The sequence below is a fragment of the Myxococcaceae bacterium JPH2 genome (genome assembly GCA_016458225.1).
GTDB lineage: Bacteria > Myxococcota > Myxococcia > Myxococcales > Myxococcaceae > Citreicoccus.
In genome coordinates, this window is sequence record JAEMGR010000003.1 from 319935 (window position 1) to 338267 (window position 18333).

Below are 18333 nucleotides of genomic sequence, written 5' to 3' on the forward strand. Positions count from 1 at the left end.
ACCTGGAGTAGGAGCACACCCCATGGGCGCTCAGTGGAAACACAAGGGCCGTACCGAGCACGCGGCCGCGAAGGGAAAGCTCTTCACCAAGCTGGTGAAGGAAATCATGGTGGCCGCCAAGGCGGGGGGCTCGGATCCGGAGAACAACCCCCGGCTGCGCATGGCCATGGACGCCGCGAAGAAGGCCTCCATGCCGCGCGACACCCTGGAGCGCGCCATCAAGAAGGGCGCGGGCGAACTCGATGAGCAGGTGAACTACGAGCTGGTCACCTACGAGGGCTTCGCGCCGCACCAGGTGCCGGTCATCGTCGAGTGCCTCACCGAGAACAAGAACCGCACCGCCACCAACATCCGCATCCTGTTCCGCAAGGGGCAGCTGGCCACCAGCGGCGCGGTGTCGTGGGACTTCAACCGCCGGGGCGTCATCGAGGCCACGCCGCCCGCTCCTGGCACCGACGCGGAGACGGCCGCCATCGAGGCCGGCGCGCAGGACGTGGAGCCCGCGGATGAGGGCGCCACCCGCTTCGTCACCGAGGCGGCCGAGCTGGACACGGTGAGCAAGGCGCTCGCGGGCCAGGGCTGGAAGGTGACCGCTCAGAGCCTCGCGTGGCTCGCCAAGAACCCCGTGCAGCTCGACGGCGCGGCGCGCCCGGACGTCGAGGCGTTCCTCGAGGGACTCGACGGCGACGACGACGTGCAGAACATCTACGTGGGGCTCAAGGACTAGCGTCGGGCGGCGGGGGCGGCACGCGCTTCCTCGGGAAGCTGGAGCGCCGCCACGGCAGCCCGCGAATGGCCACGCTCAAGAGCATGGAGACGGGCAGCAGCATGCCCACCACCTGCATCGTGTTCGTGGGGGGATGGGCCACCATGCCCAGCCCCATCACGACGACGAGCACGCCACACACCAGCCGGATGAAGATGTCGCTCACGCAATGCGCCCCGTCACGTCGAGTGGCCCGAACATAACGCGGGCTTCGGACACTGCACGCCAGCACCGAGCCCGTTAAGGTGCCTGCCCGTGAGCCTCCCTTCCCACTTCGAGCCCGGACACGAGCCCCCTCCCCGCCCCCGCGACAGCGCGCTGTTCTTCCTCGCGCGCGGGCTGGACCTGGTCATCGAGGAGCGCGACGGCGCGGTGGTCCTCCCCACCGGCGCGAACTTCCCCACCCTGATGGAGGACGCGCACTTCCTGGGCGTCCTGGACTCGGACACGACGACGGACTGCTACGCCGTGTCGCTGCCGCCGGACCACCCGCTCCCCGAGGGCATGAAGCTGGTGCCCGCTCGCAGCCTGTTCAAGCGGGTGGACGAGGCGCGCTTCGCCGTCGTCGGCCGCGCGCTGGCCATCGCCGAGTGGGACCTCACGCACCGCTTCTGCGGACGCTGCGGCTCCGCCACCCAGCTCGTCCCGGGGGAGCGCGCGCGCCGCTGCCCGGTGGACCGGACGCCGTTCTACCCGCGCATCTCTCCGGCCATCATCGTCCTCATCACCCGAGGCGACCAGATGCTGCTGGCGCGCAACGCGACGTTCGCCGAGCCCATGTACAGCACGCTGGCGGGCTTCGTGGACGCGGGCGAGTCCCTGGAGGAGACCGTCCGGCGCGAGGTGAAGGAAGAGGTCGGACTGGAGCTGCGCGACGTGCGCTACTTCGGCAGCCAGCCCTGGCCCTTCGGCCGCTCGCTCATGGTGGGCTTCACTGCGGAGTACGCCGGCGGGGAAATCACCGTGGACGGCAAGGAGATCGCCGAGGCCCGCTGGTTCTCGGTGGATGACCTGCCGCGCATCCCGCCCCCCCTCAGCATCGCCCGGCACCTCATCGACTCGTTCATCACGCGGGTGAAGGCCACCCGGTAAGTCCCGGGAATCCCACGGCCCGCGCCTCCTGTTCGTCAGCAAGGCCGGTGTGCCCTTGACCCGGCCCCCTCGGGTGCGCTTGATGCGCCCGCTCCCGTACGCCCATGCCCGCAGCGCGCCCGCACATCGAACCCCGCCGTGTCCCCACCGCCGACTCCGTGGTGGTGAAGGAAATCTATCTCTCCGTCCAGGGGGAGTCCTCGCACGCGGGGCTGCTCTGCGCGTTCGTGCGCCTCACTGGCTGCCACCTGCGCTGCTCGTATTGCGACAGCGAGTTCGCCTTCCGCGGCGGCCAGCGCATGCAGAACGCGGACGTCGTCGCGCAGGTGCGCGCGATGAACACGCCCATGGTGGAGGTGACGGGCGGCGAGCCCCTGCTCCAGCCCGGCGTCTATCCGCTCATGGAGTCCCTCCTGGACTCGGGGCTCAAGGTGCTCCTGGAGACCAGCGGCGCCATCGACGTGCGGCTCGTGCCTCCGGACGTGCACAAGATTGTCGACATGAAGACGCCGTCGTCGGGCGAGTCCAGCCGCAACGACTACCGCAACTTCGCCTCGATGAACGCGCGGGACGAGCTCAAGTTCGTCATCGGCTCGCGCGAGGACTACGAGTGGTCGCGCGCGCTCGTGGCCGAGCACGACCTCACCCGCCGGCCCTACGGCGTCCTCTTCTCCACCGTGTTCGACAAGCTCCACCCGCGCCAGCTCGCCGAGTGGATCATCGACGACCGGCTCCCGGTGCGCTTCCAGCTCCAGATGCACAAGTACATGTGGGAACCCAACGCGCGCGGCGTCTGAGCGCGGCCCGTCACCCGACCTTCCACAGCATCGCTCCCACCACCACCGCGAGCCACACGAGCGTCAGGCCCAGGTTGACGCGCGCCACCCCGCGCAGCACCCGCACCCGGTTGAAGGCGCGCGAGTTCCACGGGGTGTCGGGCACGCGCCGGACCTCCTGCTTCGCGCACACCAGGCCCCCCGCGCCGCCCACGAAGGCGAGCAGCGGGAACAGCAGGCCCAAGAGCAGCGCCAGCCCCAGGAAGTTCACCACCATCCACGCGGTCACCGCGCGCGAGGGCGCACCGTGCTGGCGCAGCCACACCCCGCACGCGCCGCACAGGGCATCCTCGGACTGCACCTCGAGGCAGTCACCACAGAGGAAGCGACCACAGCGCGCGCAGGTGACGACCGCTCCGCGCTCCGGGTGCTCCGCGCAACGGGCGCCGGTGAGCAGGACCGAGTCGCCGGAGCCCATGGCGCGAGGCCCCGCTCAGAAGCTGGAGGGCGCCACGTGCGCCGCCGCCGAGGCCACGCCGTGCGCGCCCATGCCCAGGAACACCGCGGCCAGCACCGAGCAGGCCATGAAGCCCGTGACGATGAGGTTCTTGCGCGGGTGCTCGAACTGACTGAAGGCGTAGAACAGCACGTAGAAGGGGATGAGCAGCACCATCATCCCCGTGCCCACGCTGCGGCGGAAGGCATGCACCAGGAGGAACGCCGCGCACACGAGCGCGAGCACCGCGAACAGGATGGCGAAGGGCAGGACCGACACGGCCCCAACCCTTAGCATGCTTGCCCCCTGGCGTGTCCTCGGTGCGCGTACTAAGGACGGCCCGCCGCTCAGTGAGCGAGGAGGTCGCCGCCATGTCCGCCGTGAAGACGTTCCTCAACTTCATCTTCGGCTTCGCCCTGCTGGGAATCTTCGTGGCGTCGCTGATGGCCCCGAGCTTCCTCGAGTGGTACAACAGCACCCCGCTCGCCACGCAGACCATGTGCAACCTCCCCCAGGTCGTCCGGGAGGTGACCCATGAGCTGATGCGCTACCAGATCATCGGTGCGTCGGTGGGCGCGGGCGTCGGCCTCATCCTCGGCATCCTGCTCGCCGTGCGGGCCCGCCGAGTGGCCCGCCGCGACGATGCAGCGACGCCGCCTCCTGCCTCGGCGGCGTAGCGCTTACCCCTTCGAGACGTAGATGGGCGCGGTGCGGCCCAGCAGGCCGCCCCCGTTGCCGTCCTGCACGTTGACGTAGATGAAGAGGGGCGTCTCGGGATGGTCCGCGTTCTGCGGGGGGACGACCCACGTGGGCGCGCGCGCGTGGGGATCCGAGAACTCCCCCGCCGGAGTCGCCGGCTCCTGGCGCCAGTTGAACTCCAGCGTGTCGCCGTCCTCGTCATCCACTTCGAGCTGGAGTTGGACGGTGGTGCCCTCCATCACCCGCACCCCGCCCTCGGAGACTCCGGCGAGGGACAGCCGCGGCCCCACCGTGATGCGCGGCAAGTGATTGCCGTCACCGCACCCGATTCCAACCGCGCCCACCGCCAGCACGACGAACATGGACGTACGCACTCGAGACATGGACATCTTCTCCCTGCAAGGAACGACCGAACCCTAGAGCTGCCCTCCGAGGCACCGCACTGGTCCTCGGGAGCAGGGTGTCCGCGACTTCACGATGAACCGCACCGGCCAGCGTTCCATGAGCGATTGGGCGGGCGCCAGTCCCATCCCCACCGCGCCAGGCTCCCCGGCTGCTCGGACGGAGGGAAGAACGATGGACACCGCACGACATATCCCTCGAACCGGAGGCTAGGGCTTCCGCGCGCGGGGCGGCAGCAGGAGCAGCTTGTCCGCCCGGGTCAGCCGCTTGATGGCGGCCTCTCGGCGGAGCGCGGCGCTCCGGTCCTTCGCGGGCTCGCTCCACACCAGGGTGACGGGCAGGCGGGCGCGGGTGTAGGCAGCGCCGCGCCCCTTCGCGTGCGTGGCCACCCGGCGTGGCAGGTCGTTCGTGGCGCCGGTGTACAGCGTTCCGTCTCGGCAGCGCAGCATGTAGACGGTCCAGCCGGGGGATTCGCGAGGCACGGGGCGCGGCACTCTATCCGCGACGCGGACCCCACCTCCAGGGGCAGCCTGGGTGTCGAGCATCCGGAATGGGCGCGGCAACGTCCCCGGGTCGGACGTAGACTCGGCGCCGTGACACGAAGACAGGTAGCGCGGCTGGGTCGGATGGCGGATCTCTTCTCGCGGGCGATGGACCGCGGCAAGGAGGGGCTGCTCACGCTCAGCTTCCGGCCCGACGAGCTGTATCGAGTTCCCACGGATGACGGCGCCGCCATCGCGCTCGGCCGCTATCACCCACGCGGAGAGCGCCGCCACGCCGAGCCCGTCATCCTCTGCCATGGGCTGGCCGCCAACCGCTTCCACCTCGACTTCAACGAGCACTACAGCATGGCGCGCGCGCTGGCCCGCGCCGGCTTCGAGACCTGGGTGCTGGAGCTGCGCGGCCGAGGGCTCGCGGGCGAGTGCGGCGACTTCACCTTCGACGACCAGGCCGACTACGACGTGCGCGCCGCCCTGCGCACGGTGCTGTCCACCGGAGCCAAGCAGGTGCTCTGGGTGGGCCACTCCAAGGGCGGCCTGATGATCTACGCGCACCTGGCGAAGAATCCCCAGGCGCCCGTGCGGGCCGCGGCGGCGCTCGGCAGTCCGTTCACCTTCGCGGTGCAGCCAGGGCTGCGCTCCTTCATCCGCCGCATGGAGCCGCTGCTGAGCCTCAAGGCCATCCCCACCCGCCGCATCACCGGCATCGCCCTGTTGGGCGCGCCCCCGGGCCCCATCAGCCGCTACCTCATGCTGGCGGAGAACATGGAGCCGGAGGTCATCCGCCGCGCCATGGCCAACGTGCCCTCGGACATCTCCGGCGGCGTGGGGCGCCAGTTCGCCCGGTGGATCGTCACCAACCAGTTCACCACCCACGACGGCAGCTTCGACTACCGCCCGCCGCTCGCGCAGGTGCGCATCCCCTTCCTGCTCCTGGCCGGCAGCCGCGACCTGCTCGCCCCGCCCATGGCCGTGGCGCGCGCCAAGGAGCACCTGGGCGGACCGGTGAAGTTCCTCGTCGCCGGGCGAGCCCACGGCTTCGGCGCGGACTACGGCCACGCGGACCTGATTCTGGGTCGGCGCGCGCCGGACGAAATCTTCCCCCTGGTGGAGGCGTTCCTGTCCTCGCACGCGACCCGGGCCTGAGCGGCCGGGTGCCCCCTCCTCCGGTTGTCCGGGCTCCCCCGCCGTGCTAGCCGGAATCCGCCGCCCATGCCCCTCTCCGCCCGCCCCCTTGCCCTCGCCCTGCTGGCACTCGCCGCGTGCGAGCGCGCGCCGGCGGACGGGCGCGCGGTGATGGACCTGCGCCACACCCGCAACCCCAGCGCGCCCCCGGCCGTGAGCTGGGCCGGCGACGCGGTGACCACCGACGAGGTGGCCCGGCGCTTCCGCGAGATGAGCCCCGCCTTGCGCGAGCGCTACCAGTCACCTCAAGCCCGGCGCGAATACGTCGAGGCGCTCGCCCGCTTCGACGTGCTGGTCCGCGAGGCGCTGTCGCGCGGACTCCAGGACGACCCGGAGGTGGTGGAGGCCACCAAGCGCGCGCTGGTGAACCGGCTGATGCGCGCGAAGCTGGAGGAGGCCTCCATCGCGGTGTCCGACGCGGACGTCGAGGCCGCCTATGCCGCGCGCCGCGAGGACTTTGTCCGCCCCGAGGTCGTTCGCCTGTCGCATGTGTTCCTCGCCGCGCCCCGCTCGGACGTGGCCCGCGTGGCGAAGGCGCGCGAGCGGGCCGAGGCCGTGCGCGCCCAGGCGCTGGCGCTGGCTCCGGATGACTTCGCCGCCTTCGGGAAGCTGGCGCGCGGCGTGAGCGAGGAGCCCCGCACCGCGCCGCTCGACGGTGACCTGCGTTTCCTTTCGGACGCGGAGCTGACCCAGGAGCTGGGCCCCGAGGTCACCGCCGCCGCGCGCGCGCTCACCACCGAGGGCGCGCTCAGCGGCGTGGTGCAGACGGACGCGGGCCTCCACGTGCTGAAGCTGCGCGCGCGGCGACCCGCGCTGGACGTCCCGCTGGAGGAGGCACGCGAGGGCTTGCGCGTGCGCCTGGAGGGCGAGCAGCGGGCCCGCAGCTGGGCCTCGTACCTGGAGGACGCCTCTCGCCGCCTGGCGCTGAAGGTGGACACCGCCGCGCTGGACGCGGTGCCCTTGGATGTGGGCGGCCCGATGGAGAAGCCCGTGGGTCCGCCGCCCGGAACGGTGCCTCCCCCGTGAGCCCCCGCTTGCCAGCTCGCCTTCCCGGCACCACCTTCGGGGGGACTCTGTCCTCCCCCACCCCGAGGCCCCCGCGCATGCGCCCCGCCTTTGCTCCCACCACCTGGTTGCTGTGGTCCACCCTGGTCCTGGGCGCCAGCCTGGCCGGCTGCCACAAGCCCTCGCAGGAGGCTCCGGACCCGTCCGTGGTGGCCACCGTGAACGGCGAGGTGCTCAGCCGCACCGACTTCGAGCAGGAGCTGTCGCGCGAGCTGGCCTCCACCGAGGGCCCCGAGCGCACCCCGGAAGAGGTCGAGCCCTTCAAGCGGGCGCTGGTGGACACGCTGGTGAAGCGGCTGCTGCTGCTCCAGGCGGCCCGGCAGAACAACGTCACGGTGACGCCGGAAGAGGTGGACCGGGGCGTGCTGCGGCTGTCAGGCGACTACCCGGCGGGCAACTTCAACGAGGTGTTGGCCCAGGGCCAGCTCTCCATGTCCGAGCTGCGCGCTCGCGAGACGAGCCGGCTCACCATCGAGAAGCTCTTCACCCACCACGTGTACTCGCGCGTCGCGGTGACGGAGGAGGAGCTGCGCGCCTTCTACGCCACGCGCGAGGCGGACTTCCACGAGCCGGAGGAGGTCCACGCCGCGCAAATCGTGGTGAAGGGCCTGGACGAGGCGCGCCGGCTCCAGACCCAGCTCAAGACTGGAAAGAAGTTCTCGGACCTGGCGCGCAGGTACTCGCTGAGCGCGGACGCCAAGGTGGGAGGCGACCTGGGTTTCTTCCCCCGAGGCCAGATGCCGCCCGCGTTCGACGAAGTGGTATTCAAGCTGGGGGTGGGGCAGGTTTCGGACGTGGTCTCCACCGAGTACGGCTATCACCTGTTCAAGGTGTTGGAGCGCAAGCCGGCCCGCAAGCGCGAGTTCGCGGAGGTGCGGCAGGTGGTGGAGACCCGGGTGCTGGAAGAGAAGCGGGCGCAAGCCCAGGAAGCCTTCGAGAAGGACCTGCGAGACAAGGCGCAGGTCTGGGTGAACGAGGCCTCGCTGCAGGCCATCCGCGGGCGGCCCACGCCGCACGCGGCCACGGGTGATTGATTGTTCGGGCTTGGGGTACCAGCTCGATGATGGCGAGGACTTGAGATGAAGAAGCTGTTGGCGTTCATGGCGGCGGTGGCGCTCCTGGCGGGCCCGACGGCCGCGCGCGCGGAGCTGGTGGACAAGGTGGTCGCGGTGGTGAACCGCGACGTCATCTCGCTCTCGGAGCTGGAGCAGCGCGCCGCGCCGGAGATGCAGCGGTTCAACGCCGAGCGCGATGCGCGCAAGCGCGCGGAGGCACGCAGCCAGGTGCTGAAGACGACGCTGGACACGCTCATCGGCGAGAAGCTGATGGAGGGTGAAATCCAGCAGCTCGGCATCACCGCCACGGACGCCGAGGTCGAGGAGCTGGTGGCCGACGTCCGCAAGCAGAACAACATCACCGACGCGGCCCAGTTCGAGCAGCTCCTCGCGGGCGAGGGCCTCACCCTGCCCCGCTACCGGGACATGATGCGCAAGCGCATCCTGCGCGACCGCCTGCTGCGCATGAAGGTGGGCCCCAAGGTGAAGGTGACCGAGGAGGACCTCAAGGCCGCCTACGCGCAGTACTCGCGGCTGGAGGGCGAGGACACCGAGGTCCACGCCCGCCACATCCTCGTGCAGGTGGACGCCAAGGCCACGCCCGAGGTGGTGGAGGCCGCGCGCAAGAAGGCCGAGGGCATCGCGCAGGAAGCCCGGCGTCCCGGCATGGACTTCTCGGCGCTCGCGCGCGCGCGCAGCGAGGGCCCGAGCGCGGCGGATGGCGGTGACCTGGGCTTCTTCAAGCGCGGCGTGATGGTGGCCGCCTTCGAGAAGGCCGCGTTCTCGCTGAAGGACGGCGAGGTGAGCGAGCCCATCCGCACCAACTTCGGCTGGCACATCCTGAAGGTGGAGGAGCGCCGCAACGTGAAGGTGGCCTCCTACGACGAGATGAAGCCCAAGCTGGAGTCCAAGCTGCTCCAGGAGAAGACGGAGAAGTTCCTGGACCAGTACGTCCAGGAGCTGCGCTCGAAGGCCAACGTCGAAGTGAAGCTGTGACACGCGGCGCGGGGAGCGACCGCCAGCGGCCCGTGGTGGGCATCTCGCTGGGGGACGTGTCGGGCATCGGGCCGGAGGTGACGGCCGCCGCGCTGGCGCGCCCCTCGGTGCGCCGGGCGCTCGTTCCGGTGGTGTTCGGAGACGGCCCCACGCTGGAGCGCTTCCCGCAGTTCCGCGACTACCTGCGCGCGTCCCCCGAGGAGCTGGGGCGCGTGCATGGTCCCACCGTGGTGGAGGTCACCCGGCTGGCGGCGAAGGACCGCGTGCCGGGCAAGCCCTCGCGCGAGGGCGGGCGCGCGCAGTACGCCTACGTGACGGCCGCCATCGCCGCCATGCGGGAGCGACACGTGGATGCGCTGTGCACCGCGCCCGTGTCGAAGGAGCAGATTTCGCGCGCGGGCATCCCCTTCATGGGCCACACGGAGGTCCTCGCGGAGGCCTTCGGCGTGGAGGTCCTCATGATGATGGATGGTCCGCGCGTGCGCATCGCGCTGGCCACCAACCACGTGCCGCTGGCCTCGTTGTCCTCGCGGCTCACGGTGGAGGGGCTCACCGAGCAACTCCAGCTGTTGTCGCGGAGCCTCGCGCCCGTGGTGGGACGCCGGCCGCGGCTCGCGGTGTTGGGGCTCAACCCGCACGCGGGCGAGGGTGGCCTGCTGGGGCGCGAGGAGGTCGAGGTGATTGGCCCCGCCATCCAGCGGGCGCGGCGCGCGAAGGTGGATGCGCACGGGCCGCTCGCGGCGGATGGCCTCTTCGCGCAGCCGGAGCGCGTGGGCGCCGAGTACGACGCGGTGCTGGCCATGTACCACGACCAGGGACTCATCCCGGCCAAGGCGCTGGACTTCGAGCGCACGGTGAACGTGACGCTCGGGCTGCCGGTGCCGCGCACGTCGCCGGACCACGGCACCGCCTACGCGCTGGCGGGCACGGGCAAGGCGAGCTGCGTGCCCATGGTGGAGGCGCTGCTCAAGGCCGCGACGCTCGCGGCAGTTTCGCCTCCAGGTGCGCGACGAGGTCCTCGCCGTCCCGCTCGGGGTCGATGAGCGTCGAGTGCGAGCCCCGGCCGGTGGAGTCGGGGATGACGAGCACCGTCACCTGACCGGTGGGGCAGCGCCCGAGGCACGGGGCGGGAATCACGCGCGTGCGCTCACCCAGTCCCCGCGCATGGAGTGTCTCGCGCACGCGGCGAGGCAGGTCCACCCCGCCCGCGTTCGCCTCGAGGCGAACCAGGCAACGGTGACACAAATGCAACTCCGTGGTGTCTGTCACTCGGATTCCGGGGGGCACATGACGTCAGGCGGCGAAGGATAGCCGCGAGGCCCGGTGAAGACACCGGGCCCGTGCACACTCCGGCACCCGTCGCGCCGTGGCGTGCACGGGCCCTCTGGACCCGTGCACGCCACCCGCCCACGCCCTGCCCCTCGCCCGCCACTCAACCCTCCCACCCTCCGCCAGGGCATCAAGCTAGGTCGACCTCAGACTCCCGCTACCCCGCCCGTTGGCTCTTGAACGCCGAATCCTCACAAAGCGGAAACCACCCGTGAGGACTGTCCGGAACCTCACCGCTGGGCGCGCTACCAGCGCTCCGCGTCCGAGCGGGGCGCCATCGGCGAGGGCGGCGCCTCCACCCCGTTCACCGAGAGCCCCCCGTGCATGTAGATGGGCGTGGCTCCGATGAAGGCCGCCGGGAACCCCAGCGTGGGCGTGGAGGCGTCATCCAGCGCCTTCACCTGCGCGTCCGTCAGCTTCAGCTCCAGCGCGCCCAGGTTGTCATCGAGCTGCGCCAGCGTGCGCGCGCCAATGATGGTGGACGACACGCCCGGCCGCCCCTGCACCCACGCGAGCGCCACGCGCGCCACCGTCGAGGACTGCTCCTTCGCCACGCGCTGGAGCACGTCGAGGATTCCGTAGGTGCGCTCGGTGAGCGAGGCGTCCAGCCGCGCGCCCCGGTCCGACTTCAGCTTGCCCGCGTTCTCGCGCGTGAACTTGCCGCTGAGCGCGCCACCCTTGAGCGGAGACCACGGCGTCACCCCCAGCCCCAGCTCGCGCGCCATGGGGATGAGCTCCCCTTCCACCGTGCGCTCAATCAGCGAGTACTCAATCTGCAACGCGATGAGCGGCGCCCAGCCTCGGAAGGAGGACATCACCTGCGCCTGCGCCACCTTCCAGGCCGGCGTGTCGGAGATGCCCGCGTAGCGAATCTTGCCGGCGCGAACCAGGTCGTCCAGCGCGCGCAGCGTCTCCTCGATGGGCGTGTGGATGTCGTAGCAGTGCATCCAATACAAATCGATGTAGTCCGTCTGCAGCCGGCGCAAGGACTCCTCGCACGCGGCCACCAGGGACTTGCGACCCGCGCCGCCTCCGTTCGGATCCGAGGCGAACAGGTTGCCGAAGAACTTGGTCGCGATGACGAGCCGGTCGCGCTTGTTCGGATGGCGACCGAGGTGGTCCCCAATGATTTTCTCCGAGTGGCCGCGCGTGTAGAGATTGGCCGTGTCGATGAAGTTGCCGCCGCGCTCGATGAAGCGATCGAGGATGGCCGCGGACGTCTCGACCGAGCTGCCGAAGCCCAGGTCCTCTCCGAACGTCATCGCGCCCAGACAGAATGGACTGACACGCAGACCGGAACGACCCAGGGCGAGGTAGTGCTGGAGCGACATGGAACTCCCCATGAGAGGACTCAGGAAAAGGCGGTCGCAGAGCTAATCCGACCTCCTGGCTCCCGCCACTCAACCCCCGCCCTTTCTCCTGGGTGGGTCCGCGAGACGCCCGCTGTCGCCACCGCGCTGCGTCGCGGAGCACTCCCCTCGGAGCCCTGCTAGGCTCGCGCCCGGGGAGGCATTCACATGGCAAACGTCCACGACCACCGCCGCTGGCTCCTGCCAGCCCAGTCCACGGATTGGCTCATTGTGTCATCGCTCGACACGGAGGCGCGGACCTCGGAACGGACCCGCGTGCCCGAGGTCTTCGTCACCTCATTCCTGGACCGGTGGCTCGCCACCCCCGCGGCGCGAACCCTGGATGCCATGTACGAGACGCTCGGAGGCCATCGCCCCCTGGGGCTGACCGGGCTGGAGCGCAGCCGCTACGAGCAGCGCCTGAAGCAGCGGCTGGAAGAAGCCTTCGCTCGCGGCGAGCTGGTGGCGCTCCAGCTGGACCGCCCCACATTGGTGCCCCCCGTCTGGCCCGAGCCGCCGAAGGAGAAGGCGGAGGAGCTGGTCCCCCAGGAGCTGACCTTCCTGGCCATCGAGCTGAAGGACGAGTCCGGCAAGCCGGTTCCCAACGCGCGTTACGTCGTGACGCTGCCGGACGGCAGCAAGCGCGAGGGCACGCTCAACGCAAACGGTCATGCCCGCGAGGACAATGTCGTCCCGGGCCAATGCCAGGTCTCCTTTCCAGAACTCGACGGACAGAGCTGGAGTTGAGGCCCCCCCGCCAAGCGCGTGGACCAGGGTTTGGGCTAGTGTCCGCGGCGCCATGGACGCCTCGGACAACGAGCGGTTGACCTCGCCCGCATGGACGTTCCTCACCAACCACGCGCATGTCTTGCTTTGCATCGCGGCAGACCCGGAGATTCGACTCCGCGATGTCTCCGAGCGCGTGGGCATCACCGAGCGGGCCGTGCAGCGCATCGTCAGTGACTTGGAGGAAGCGGGCTATCTGCTCCGCGCGCGGGAGGGACGGCGCAATCACTACACCGTCCGAGGAGACCTGCCGCTGAGACACCCGGTCGAGCAGCACCACAACGTCTCGGTCCTCCTCGCGCTGGCCACTCCCCCCTTGGAGGCGCAGCCAGCGCGAGCGGTGAATCAGGTGGGGCGCCCGACGCGCTGAGCCCCGTGCCGGACATCCCGTCCGCACGCGGCGCGGGGGCTCACGGCGAGCCCGCCCGCATCGCGGCCTCTACGTCCGCGACTTCCTTCGGAATGGCCGCGGTCAGCACCTCGCGACCCTGCTCCGTCACCAGCACGTCGTCCTCGATGCGGATGCCGCGCACGTCCGAGAAGCGCGCGAGCACCGTCCGGTCCAGGCGGTCCTTCGCCACGTCCATCAAGCGCGCATCCGCCAGGATGGCGGGCACCTGATACACGCCCGGCTCGATGGTCACCGCCATGCCCGGCACCAGGTCGCGGTCCAGCCGCAGGTACGCGAGCCCGAACTCCTTCGAGCGCGTGCGGCCCGGCGCGTAGCCGGCGCGGTCACCCAGGTCCTCCATGTCATGCACGTCGAGGCCCAGCAGGTGGCCCACGCCATGGGGGAACAAGCGCGCGGTGACGCCATCCGCCACCAGCTCCTCCGCGTCCCCGCGCAGGATGCCCAGCGCCAGCAGCCCCTCGGCCGTGGCGCGGTGCGCGGCCAGGTGCACGTCGCGGTAGCGCACGCCGGGACGAACGGTGGCGATGGCGGCCTTCTGCGCGCGCAGCACCACCTCGTACAGCTCGCGCTGCGTCGTGCTGAAGCGCCCGCTCACCGGCCACGTGCGCGTCACGTCCGCGGGCCAGCCACCCGGGCTCTCTCCGCCCACGTCCGCGAGCAGCAGGTCCTGGGGCTGCATCACGTGGTGGTACTTCACGTTGTGCAACACCTCGCCGTGCACCGTGACGATGGGGTTGTAGGCAGGGGCCACGTCGCGCGCGAGGAACTCGGCCTCCATCGCGGCGCGCACCACGGACTCGCGCAGGCCGGGCCGCGTGGCCCGCATGCCCGCCAGATGCGCGGCGCGCGTGACGTCCGCCGCCAGCCGCATTTGAGCAACCGCCGCGTCGTCCTGTCGCAAGCGCAGGGCAATCATCGCGTCCGCGAGCGGCTCGTCTCCGGGCGCCAGCCACCCGGGCTTCACCTCGCGACCGAGCAGCTCCGCGAGGTCCAGACAGGTCTCCAGGTGCGCCGTGGGAATCGTGGCCACCAACCGTCCGCGCAGCGCGGCGGGCAGCGCCGAGCGCGGCTTCACCGGAACCGCGAGCGCCTCGGAGATCTCCGCGAAGGAAGGCACCGCGCCGTCCCACAGCACGTCGTCCGGGGCGGGCTCGGGCAGATACAGCGTCCACGTCTGGCCGTCATAGAAGGCCATCGCGTCCGGCAGCCCTGGACCGAACAGGTAGAGGAAGTGACTCGACGCCCGGAAGGGGAACTGGTGGGCGGCGTAGTTGCGAGCGCGCGGTCGACTGGACGCCAGCAGGGCCGCGGTTCCTCCCAGGGCACGGGCAAGCAGGTCACGGCGCCGCAGGAAGGCGGCACGCTCGGTAGCATCGGGCAGCATCGAATCTCCGTTGAGTCAGCAGAGCGGCTGGCCCCGAAACACTACCCCACGGGCTTCATTTCGAAGATTCGCGCGCGGCGACCCTCACATCGCGTGCGAGGGCATCAGCTTCAACAGGAACGCGAGCAGCTCGTCGAAGCGCCCGTCCTTGCGGAACAGCGCATCCGCGGTGGGCGACAGCCGCGCGTCCTCCTTCCCGGTGACGAAGACGACCTTCGCCTCGGGCATCACCTGGCGCACCAGCGGCACCAGCGCGCTGCCCACGCCATCGCCCAGCTCCTGGTCCAGCAACACCACGTCAATGGCGCGCGGGCGCTGCAACAGTCCCGCCGCCTCGCGATACGAGCCCGCGGTGATGACGGCGAAGCCCACGTCCTCCAGCAGCTCCGCGAGCGCCAGCCGGATGAACTCATCGTCCTCCACCACCAGCAGGCAGCGTCCCATGGCCCACGACGCATCCATCACATGCCTCCCTTCAAGAAGACGTCGCCCACGCACTTCGTCGCGGGCCCATCGCCCACGGCGCGCGGCGAGGGATGGAAGGGGGAGGGAATCCGGACGCGCGGGGCGCTCCGAAGCGGGCGGGGAACACACGCCGCTCCCTGGCGCGACACGCTCAGCGGAACGGTGGGAGGGAGTCAGCGCCGCCGCCACGTCGAGCGCAGCCACCGCGTCATGCCCCGCCAGTCCGTGAGCCCGCGCGCACTCCTGGACCCGCTCCCCGCGTGGTGGAGACGGGCGCCTCGGGGGGCCGCCGCGGCCCCTCGTTGGCTCCGCCAGTGTAGCGTCGCGAGCCGTGAGACGGGACCCGGGGCCCGAGCCCGAGTGTTCAGTGTCCGTCGGATGCGCGCCAGACACAGCTCGGCCGCGCCACCGCCCCGAGCGAACAGGAGCGGCGCGCGGCCGGAGAGAGGACGCGAACTTCAGCGGCGATGGCCGTGCAGGGCGTCCGCGTAGTGTTGGAGTTGGCGGCGCGCGGCTTCGAACGCGGCGCTCACCGCCTGGTAGGCATCCGCGTGGGCCGTGCGCTCGTGCGAGTCATTCCCCACCACGATGTCCTTGCCCGGCACGTGCAGGTCGACGCGCACGTGAAACGGATTCCCTTGCTGCTTGTGGCGGTGAGGCTCTTCCACCACGACGTGGCACCCTACGATTCCATCGAAGAACTGCTCCAGCTTCTCTGCGTGGTCACGGATGTGTTCGCTCAGGGCATCGCTCGTCGCCATACCCCGGTAGGTGATTTGCAGCGCTCGGTTCATCGTCCGCCTCGGATGGGGCTCCGCGTGGAGCCGGTTTGCACCGTCTTCCCAACGCCTTCGCGCGACTTGCGAATGCCTCGCTCTCTGATGGGGCGGCGGAAAGTGCCACCGCCTTGTGGGTCAGCATATAATGGCCTGCACGGGCCTGCGCAGGGCCCGCGCGAAGCCCACGCGAATTCGCACGGGTCGCCACGTGACGGCGGCACGCAGCGAGCCGTCTGACCTCGCACCGCGCGATGTCTGTCCATCAATGGCTGACGGTGAAGTGCCCTCGCGCGAGGAAGACGTGCGCGTCGTCGATGAGCACCTCGGCGCCCGGCTCGCCACGCCACAGCGTGATGAGTTCGCCCATGCGCTCCGGCGTGACGGGCAGGATGTTTCCCGCGGGTGGCTTCTCCACCAGCACCCAGTCGTAGACGAGCGAGCCCTCGGCCTGCGGACCGCCCACCGCGTACACCTCGTCGCGCGTGACGAGGTCCGCCACCAGGTTGCCTCCGAGCAGCGCGCGCCCCTCCGAGCGCGACGCGAGCACGTCCAGGCCCCGCCGCACGCTGGCGAGCCGAAGCGCGTCCGCCGGGCAGACGCGGGGGAAGGACTCGGGCCGGGTGAGCGTGCGCACCCCGTCCCGGAAGTTCACCTCGTTGGTGGTGAAGAGCAGCACCGCGGTGGACACGAGCACCCACGCGGGAGGACGGCGCGCGCGCAGGAGCGGCAGCAACGCAAGCACGCCCACGGCGAGCACCGGCGCGCCGTAGTGCTCACGCCACGCCATGGCCGCCACGCGGATGGCCACGAGCGGCAGCAGCATCAACAGCCAGGGCACGTCGGGCTTCCACTTCTCGCGCCAGGCCCACACGCCCAATGGGACGAAGAGCAGCAGCAGCGTGCCCATGCGCCGCAGATGCCACGGCGCGAAGCGCGAGTGCAGATACGCGAGCCAGTCCTGATCCGGCGCCGGCAAGAGCCGCCCGCGGTAGTCCACCGTGGGCCCCCACCACCAGGGCCGCACGACCAGGACGAAGGCCATCCACGCCGCAGACAGCGCGAACACACCCAGCGCCAGCCGCCGCTCCCCGCGCCACCACAACCCCACCGCCAACATGAGGCCCGCGAGGGGGAACTCCTCCTTGCACGCGAAGAGGAGCACCAGCGCGACCATCATCAGGCCGTGCTTGCGCAGATGGTACGCCACGGCGAGCAGCACGCACGGCAGCACGGACCACGTGGTCGGGTGGATGGGGAAGACGAGCGCCTCGACGATGCTCGTGTTGAGCAGGAGCAGCGCGCACAGGAACGCGGTGGACACGCGGTCCAGCAGCCCTCGCGCCTGCATCCACACGAGCGGCGCCACCGACAGCAACACGAAGAGGGCCTCGGCCAACAGGCCCGCGTGCAGCGGAGAGAGAAACATCCCCAGCGGGCGCGCGAGCCAGAGGACCGGGTCGAAGTGGTCGTTGAAGATGAAGACCTGGCGCGCGCTGAGCCACGGGTTTGGGTCGCGCAGGGACAGCCGCGCCAGCGCCTGCGTGTAGATGCCAAGGTCGTAGTGCGTGAAGCAGTGCCGCGCGGCCTGGAGCCAGACGGGCGCCACCACCAACACGAACCAAGTCAGGAAGACGACCGGCAACGCCAGCATTCCCAGCCAGCGCGACACATGAGACGTCCCGGAGTCGGGCGAGGATGACATGAAATTCCACGGGGTGGGCCCCCCATGGCGCCGCTTCCCCGGGCCCTGCTCTATCGCGTCCCGAACGGCGGCGCCACTGGACGCCCCGTGCTACGCGGGAACCTCCAGCACCGCGGCGCCCTTCACCTGCCCGTGACGGAGCGCGGCGAGCGCCTCGTTCGCGGCGGCCAAGGGAAACACTTGCACCTGCGTGCGCACCGGCACCCGAGGCACGAGCGCCAGGAAGTCCATGGCGTCCATCCGCGTGAGGTTCGCCACCGAGCGCACCTGCCGCTCCTCCCAGAGCCACGCATACGGGAACGAGGGGATGTCACTCATGTGGATGCCGCCGCACACCACCACGCCAGACTTGTCCACGGCGCGCAGCGCGGCGGGCACCAGCGCCCCCACCGGCGCGAAAAGGATGGCCGCGTCCAGGGACTCCGGAGGCAGCACGTCCGAGCCGCCCGCCCACGCCGCCCCCAGCTCCCGAGCGAAGGCCTGCCCGCTCGCGTCTCCCGGGCGCGTGAAGGCATACACCTCGCGCCCCTGATACCGCGCCACCTGGATGAGCACGTGCGCCGCCGCGCCAAAGCCATACAGGCCCAGCCGCTTCGCGTCGCCCGCGAACCGCAGGCTGCGGAACCCGATGAGCCCCGCGCACATCAGCGGCGCGGCCTCGACGTCCGAGTAGCCCTGAGGCAACGGGAAGCAGTAGCGGTGATCCGCCACGGTGTACTCGGCGTAGCCACCGTCGATTTGATAGCCAGTGAAGCGCGCCCGGTCGCAGAGGTTCTCGCGCCCGGACAGACAGAAGCGACACGCTCCGCAGCTCCACCCCAGCCACGGCACCCCCACCCGCTGCCCGAGCGGAAACGCTCCCGCGCCCGGCCCCGCGTCCACCACCGTGCCCACGATTTCGTGGCCCAGGACGAGTGGCCGCTTCGCATCGGGCAGCTCGCCATCCACCACGTGCAGGTCCGTGCGACACACGGCGCAGGCCGACACGCGCAAGAGGAGCTGTCCGGGCCCCGGCGAGGGAATCGGCCAGCGCTCCTCGCGCAGGGGCTGCCCCGGCTCGCGGAGCACCATCGCGCGCATGGTGCCAGTCATCGC

Annotated in this window: 22 protein-coding genes; 11 read left to right on the forward strand and 11 right to left on the reverse strand. The window is 70.7% G+C overall.

Going from position 1 to position 18333, the window contains the following annotated elements:
- The first annotated feature begins 22 nt into the window (after positions 1 to 22).
- Complete coding sequence (locus JGU66_05975; protein ID MBJ6760302.1) at positions 23 to 727, forward strand: YebC/PmpR family DNA-binding transcriptional regulator; 705 nt, start codon at positions 23 to 25, stop codon at positions 725 to 727.
- On the opposite strand, the gene JGU66_05980 is transcribed toward JGU66_05975, so the two are convergent.
- Entirely contained in the window at positions 717 to 932 is a 216-nt protein-coding gene (locus tag JGU66_05980) for a hypothetical protein (protein ID MBJ6760303.1), read from the reverse strand. The two genes, JGU66_05975 and JGU66_05980, sit on opposite strands and share 11 nt — an antisense overlap.
- A gap of 89 nt (positions 933 to 1021) precedes the next feature.
- On the opposite strand from JGU66_05980, the gene nudC reads away from it, so the two are divergent.
- Positions 1022 to 1858: an NAD(+) diphosphatase gene (gene nudC / locus JGU66_05985; GenBank protein ID MBJ6760304.1), complete on the forward strand. Its 837-nt coding sequence runs from the start codon at positions 1022 to 1024 to the stop codon at positions 1856 to 1858.
- 104 nt (positions 1859 to 1962) lie between these two features.
- Positions 1963 to 2655, forward strand: coding sequence for a radical SAM protein (locus JGU66_05990; protein ID MBJ6760305.1), 693 nt, complete (start codon positions 1963 to 1965; stop codon positions 2653 to 2655).
- Between the two features lie 10 nt (positions 2656 to 2665).
- On the opposite strand, the gene JGU66_05995 is transcribed toward JGU66_05990, so the two are convergent.
- The gene (locus JGU66_05995) at positions 2666 to 3112 is read right to left on the reverse strand and encodes a hypothetical protein (GenBank protein ID MBJ6760306.1); all 447 of its coding nucleotides are present in this window, start codon (positions 3110 to 3112) and stop codon (positions 2666 to 2668) included.
- Positions 3113 to 3127: 15 nt separating this feature from the next.
- Positions 3128 to 3409 carry a hypothetical protein gene (locus JGU66_06000; protein ID MBJ6760307.1) on the reverse strand — a complete coding sequence of 94 codons (282 nt, stop codon included), beginning with the start codon at positions 3407 to 3409 and terminating at the stop codon, positions 3128 to 3130.
- A gap of 92 nt (positions 3410 to 3501) precedes the next feature.
- Here JGU66_06000 and JGU66_06005 point away from each other — a divergent pair, with 92 nt between their 5' ends.
- Entirely contained in the window at positions 3502 to 3807 is a 306-nt protein-coding gene (locus tag JGU66_06005) for a hypothetical protein (protein MBJ6760308.1), read from the forward strand.
- Between the two features lie 3 nt (positions 3808 to 3810).
- Here JGU66_06005 and JGU66_06010 read toward each other — a convergent pair whose 3' ends face one another.
- Both JGU66_06010 and JGU66_06015 read right to left on the reverse strand, forming a co-directional pair.
- Positions 3811 to 4212, reverse strand: coding sequence for a hypothetical protein (locus JGU66_06010; GenBank protein ID MBJ6760309.1), 402 nt, complete (start codon positions 4210 to 4212; stop codon positions 3811 to 3813).
- A 228-nt stretch (positions 4213 to 4440) separates the two neighbouring features.
- Positions 4441 to 4776 carry a GIY-YIG nuclease family protein gene (locus JGU66_06015; protein MBJ6760310.1) on the reverse strand — a complete coding sequence of 112 codons (336 nt, stop codon included), beginning with the start codon at positions 4774 to 4776 and terminating at the stop codon, positions 4441 to 4443.
- An 81-nt stretch (positions 4777 to 4857) separates the two neighbouring features.
- On the opposite strand from JGU66_06015, the gene JGU66_06020 reads away from it, so the two are divergent.
- The 5 genes from JGU66_06020 (at position 4858) to pdxA (ending at position 10075) form a co-directional block, all read left to right on the forward strand.
- Positions 4858 to 5877, forward strand: coding sequence for an alpha/beta fold hydrolase (locus JGU66_06020; GenBank protein ID MBJ6760311.1), 1020 nt, complete (start codon positions 4858 to 4860; stop codon positions 5875 to 5877).
- Between the two features lie 66 nt (positions 5878 to 5943).
- The gene (locus JGU66_06025; GenBank protein ID MBJ6760312.1) at positions 5944 to 6942 is read left to right on the forward strand and encodes a peptidyl-prolyl cis-trans isomerase; all 999 of its coding nucleotides are present in this window, start codon (positions 5944 to 5946) and stop codon (positions 6940 to 6942) included.
- 77 nt (positions 6943 to 7019) lie between these two features.
- A complete protein-coding gene (locus JGU66_06030; protein MBJ6760313.1) occupies positions 7020 to 8015 on the forward strand; it encodes a peptidyl-prolyl cis-trans isomerase in 996 nt (331 codons plus the stop codon).
- 45 nt (positions 8016 to 8060) lie between these two features.
- Positions 8061 to 9032 (forward strand): peptidylprolyl isomerase, encoded by a 972-nt coding sequence (locus tag JGU66_06035; GenBank protein MBJ6760314.1) that lies wholly within the window; start codon positions 8061 to 8063, stop codon positions 9030 to 9032.
- Positions 9029 to 10075 (forward strand): 4-hydroxythreonine-4-phosphate dehydrogenase PdxA, encoded by a 1047-nt coding sequence (gene pdxA, locus JGU66_06040; protein MBJ6760315.1) that lies wholly within the window; start codon positions 9029 to 9031, stop codon positions 10073 to 10075. Before JGU66_06035 ends, pdxA begins: the two co-directional genes overlap by 4 nt.
- A gap of 531 nt (positions 10076 to 10606) precedes the next feature.
- Here the strand turns inward: pdxA and JGU66_06045 are convergent.
- Positions 10607 to 11692, reverse strand: coding sequence for an aldo/keto reductase (locus JGU66_06045; protein MBJ6760316.1), 1086 nt, complete (start codon positions 11690 to 11692; stop codon positions 10607 to 10609).
- A 186-nt stretch (positions 11693 to 11878) separates the two neighbouring features.
- Here JGU66_06045 and JGU66_06050 point away from each other — a divergent pair, with 186 nt between their 5' ends.
- On the forward strand, positions 11879 to 12457 hold the full coding sequence (locus JGU66_06050; protein MBJ6760317.1) for a carboxypeptidase regulatory-like domain-containing protein: 579 nt from the start codon (positions 11879 to 11881) through the stop codon (positions 12455 to 12457).
- Between the two features lie 52 nt (positions 12458 to 12509).
- Positions 12510 to 12866 carry a winged helix-turn-helix domain-containing protein gene (locus JGU66_06055; protein ID MBJ6760318.1) on the forward strand — a complete coding sequence of 119 codons (357 nt, stop codon included), beginning with the start codon at positions 12510 to 12512 and terminating at the stop codon, positions 12864 to 12866.
- A gap of 40 nt (positions 12867 to 12906) precedes the next feature.
- Here JGU66_06055 and JGU66_06060 read toward each other — a convergent pair whose 3' ends face one another.
- The 5 genes from JGU66_06060 to JGU66_06080 all read right to left on the reverse strand — a co-directional run bounded on the left by JGU66_06060 (position 12907) and on the right by JGU66_06080 (position 18330).
- Positions 12907 to 14292 (reverse strand): aminopeptidase P family protein, encoded by a 1386-nt coding sequence (locus tag JGU66_06060; GenBank protein MBJ6760319.1) that lies wholly within the window; start codon positions 14290 to 14292, stop codon positions 12907 to 12909.
- 84 nt (positions 14293 to 14376) lie between these two features.
- Complete coding sequence (locus tag JGU66_06065; GenBank protein ID MBJ6760320.1) at positions 14377 to 14754, reverse strand: response regulator; 378 nt, start codon at positions 14752 to 14754, stop codon at positions 14377 to 14379.
- 461 nt (positions 14755 to 15215) lie between these two features.
- Positions 15216 to 15551 (reverse strand): ribosome-associated translation inhibitor RaiA, encoded by a 336-nt coding sequence (locus JGU66_06070; protein MBJ6760321.1) that lies wholly within the window; start codon positions 15549 to 15551, stop codon positions 15216 to 15218.
- 247 nt (positions 15552 to 15798) lie between these two features.
- The gene (locus tag JGU66_06075) at positions 15799 to 17184 is read right to left on the reverse strand and encodes a DUF2079 domain-containing protein (GenBank protein ID MBJ6760322.1); all 1386 of its coding nucleotides are present in this window, start codon (positions 17182 to 17184) and stop codon (positions 15799 to 15801) included.
- Positions 17185 to 17328: 144 nt separating this feature from the next.
- Complete coding sequence (locus JGU66_06080) at positions 17329 to 18330, reverse strand: zinc-dependent alcohol dehydrogenase family protein (protein MBJ6760323.1); 1002 nt, start codon at positions 18328 to 18330, stop codon at positions 17329 to 17331.
- Between the last annotated feature and the right edge of the window lie 3 nt (positions 18331 to 18333).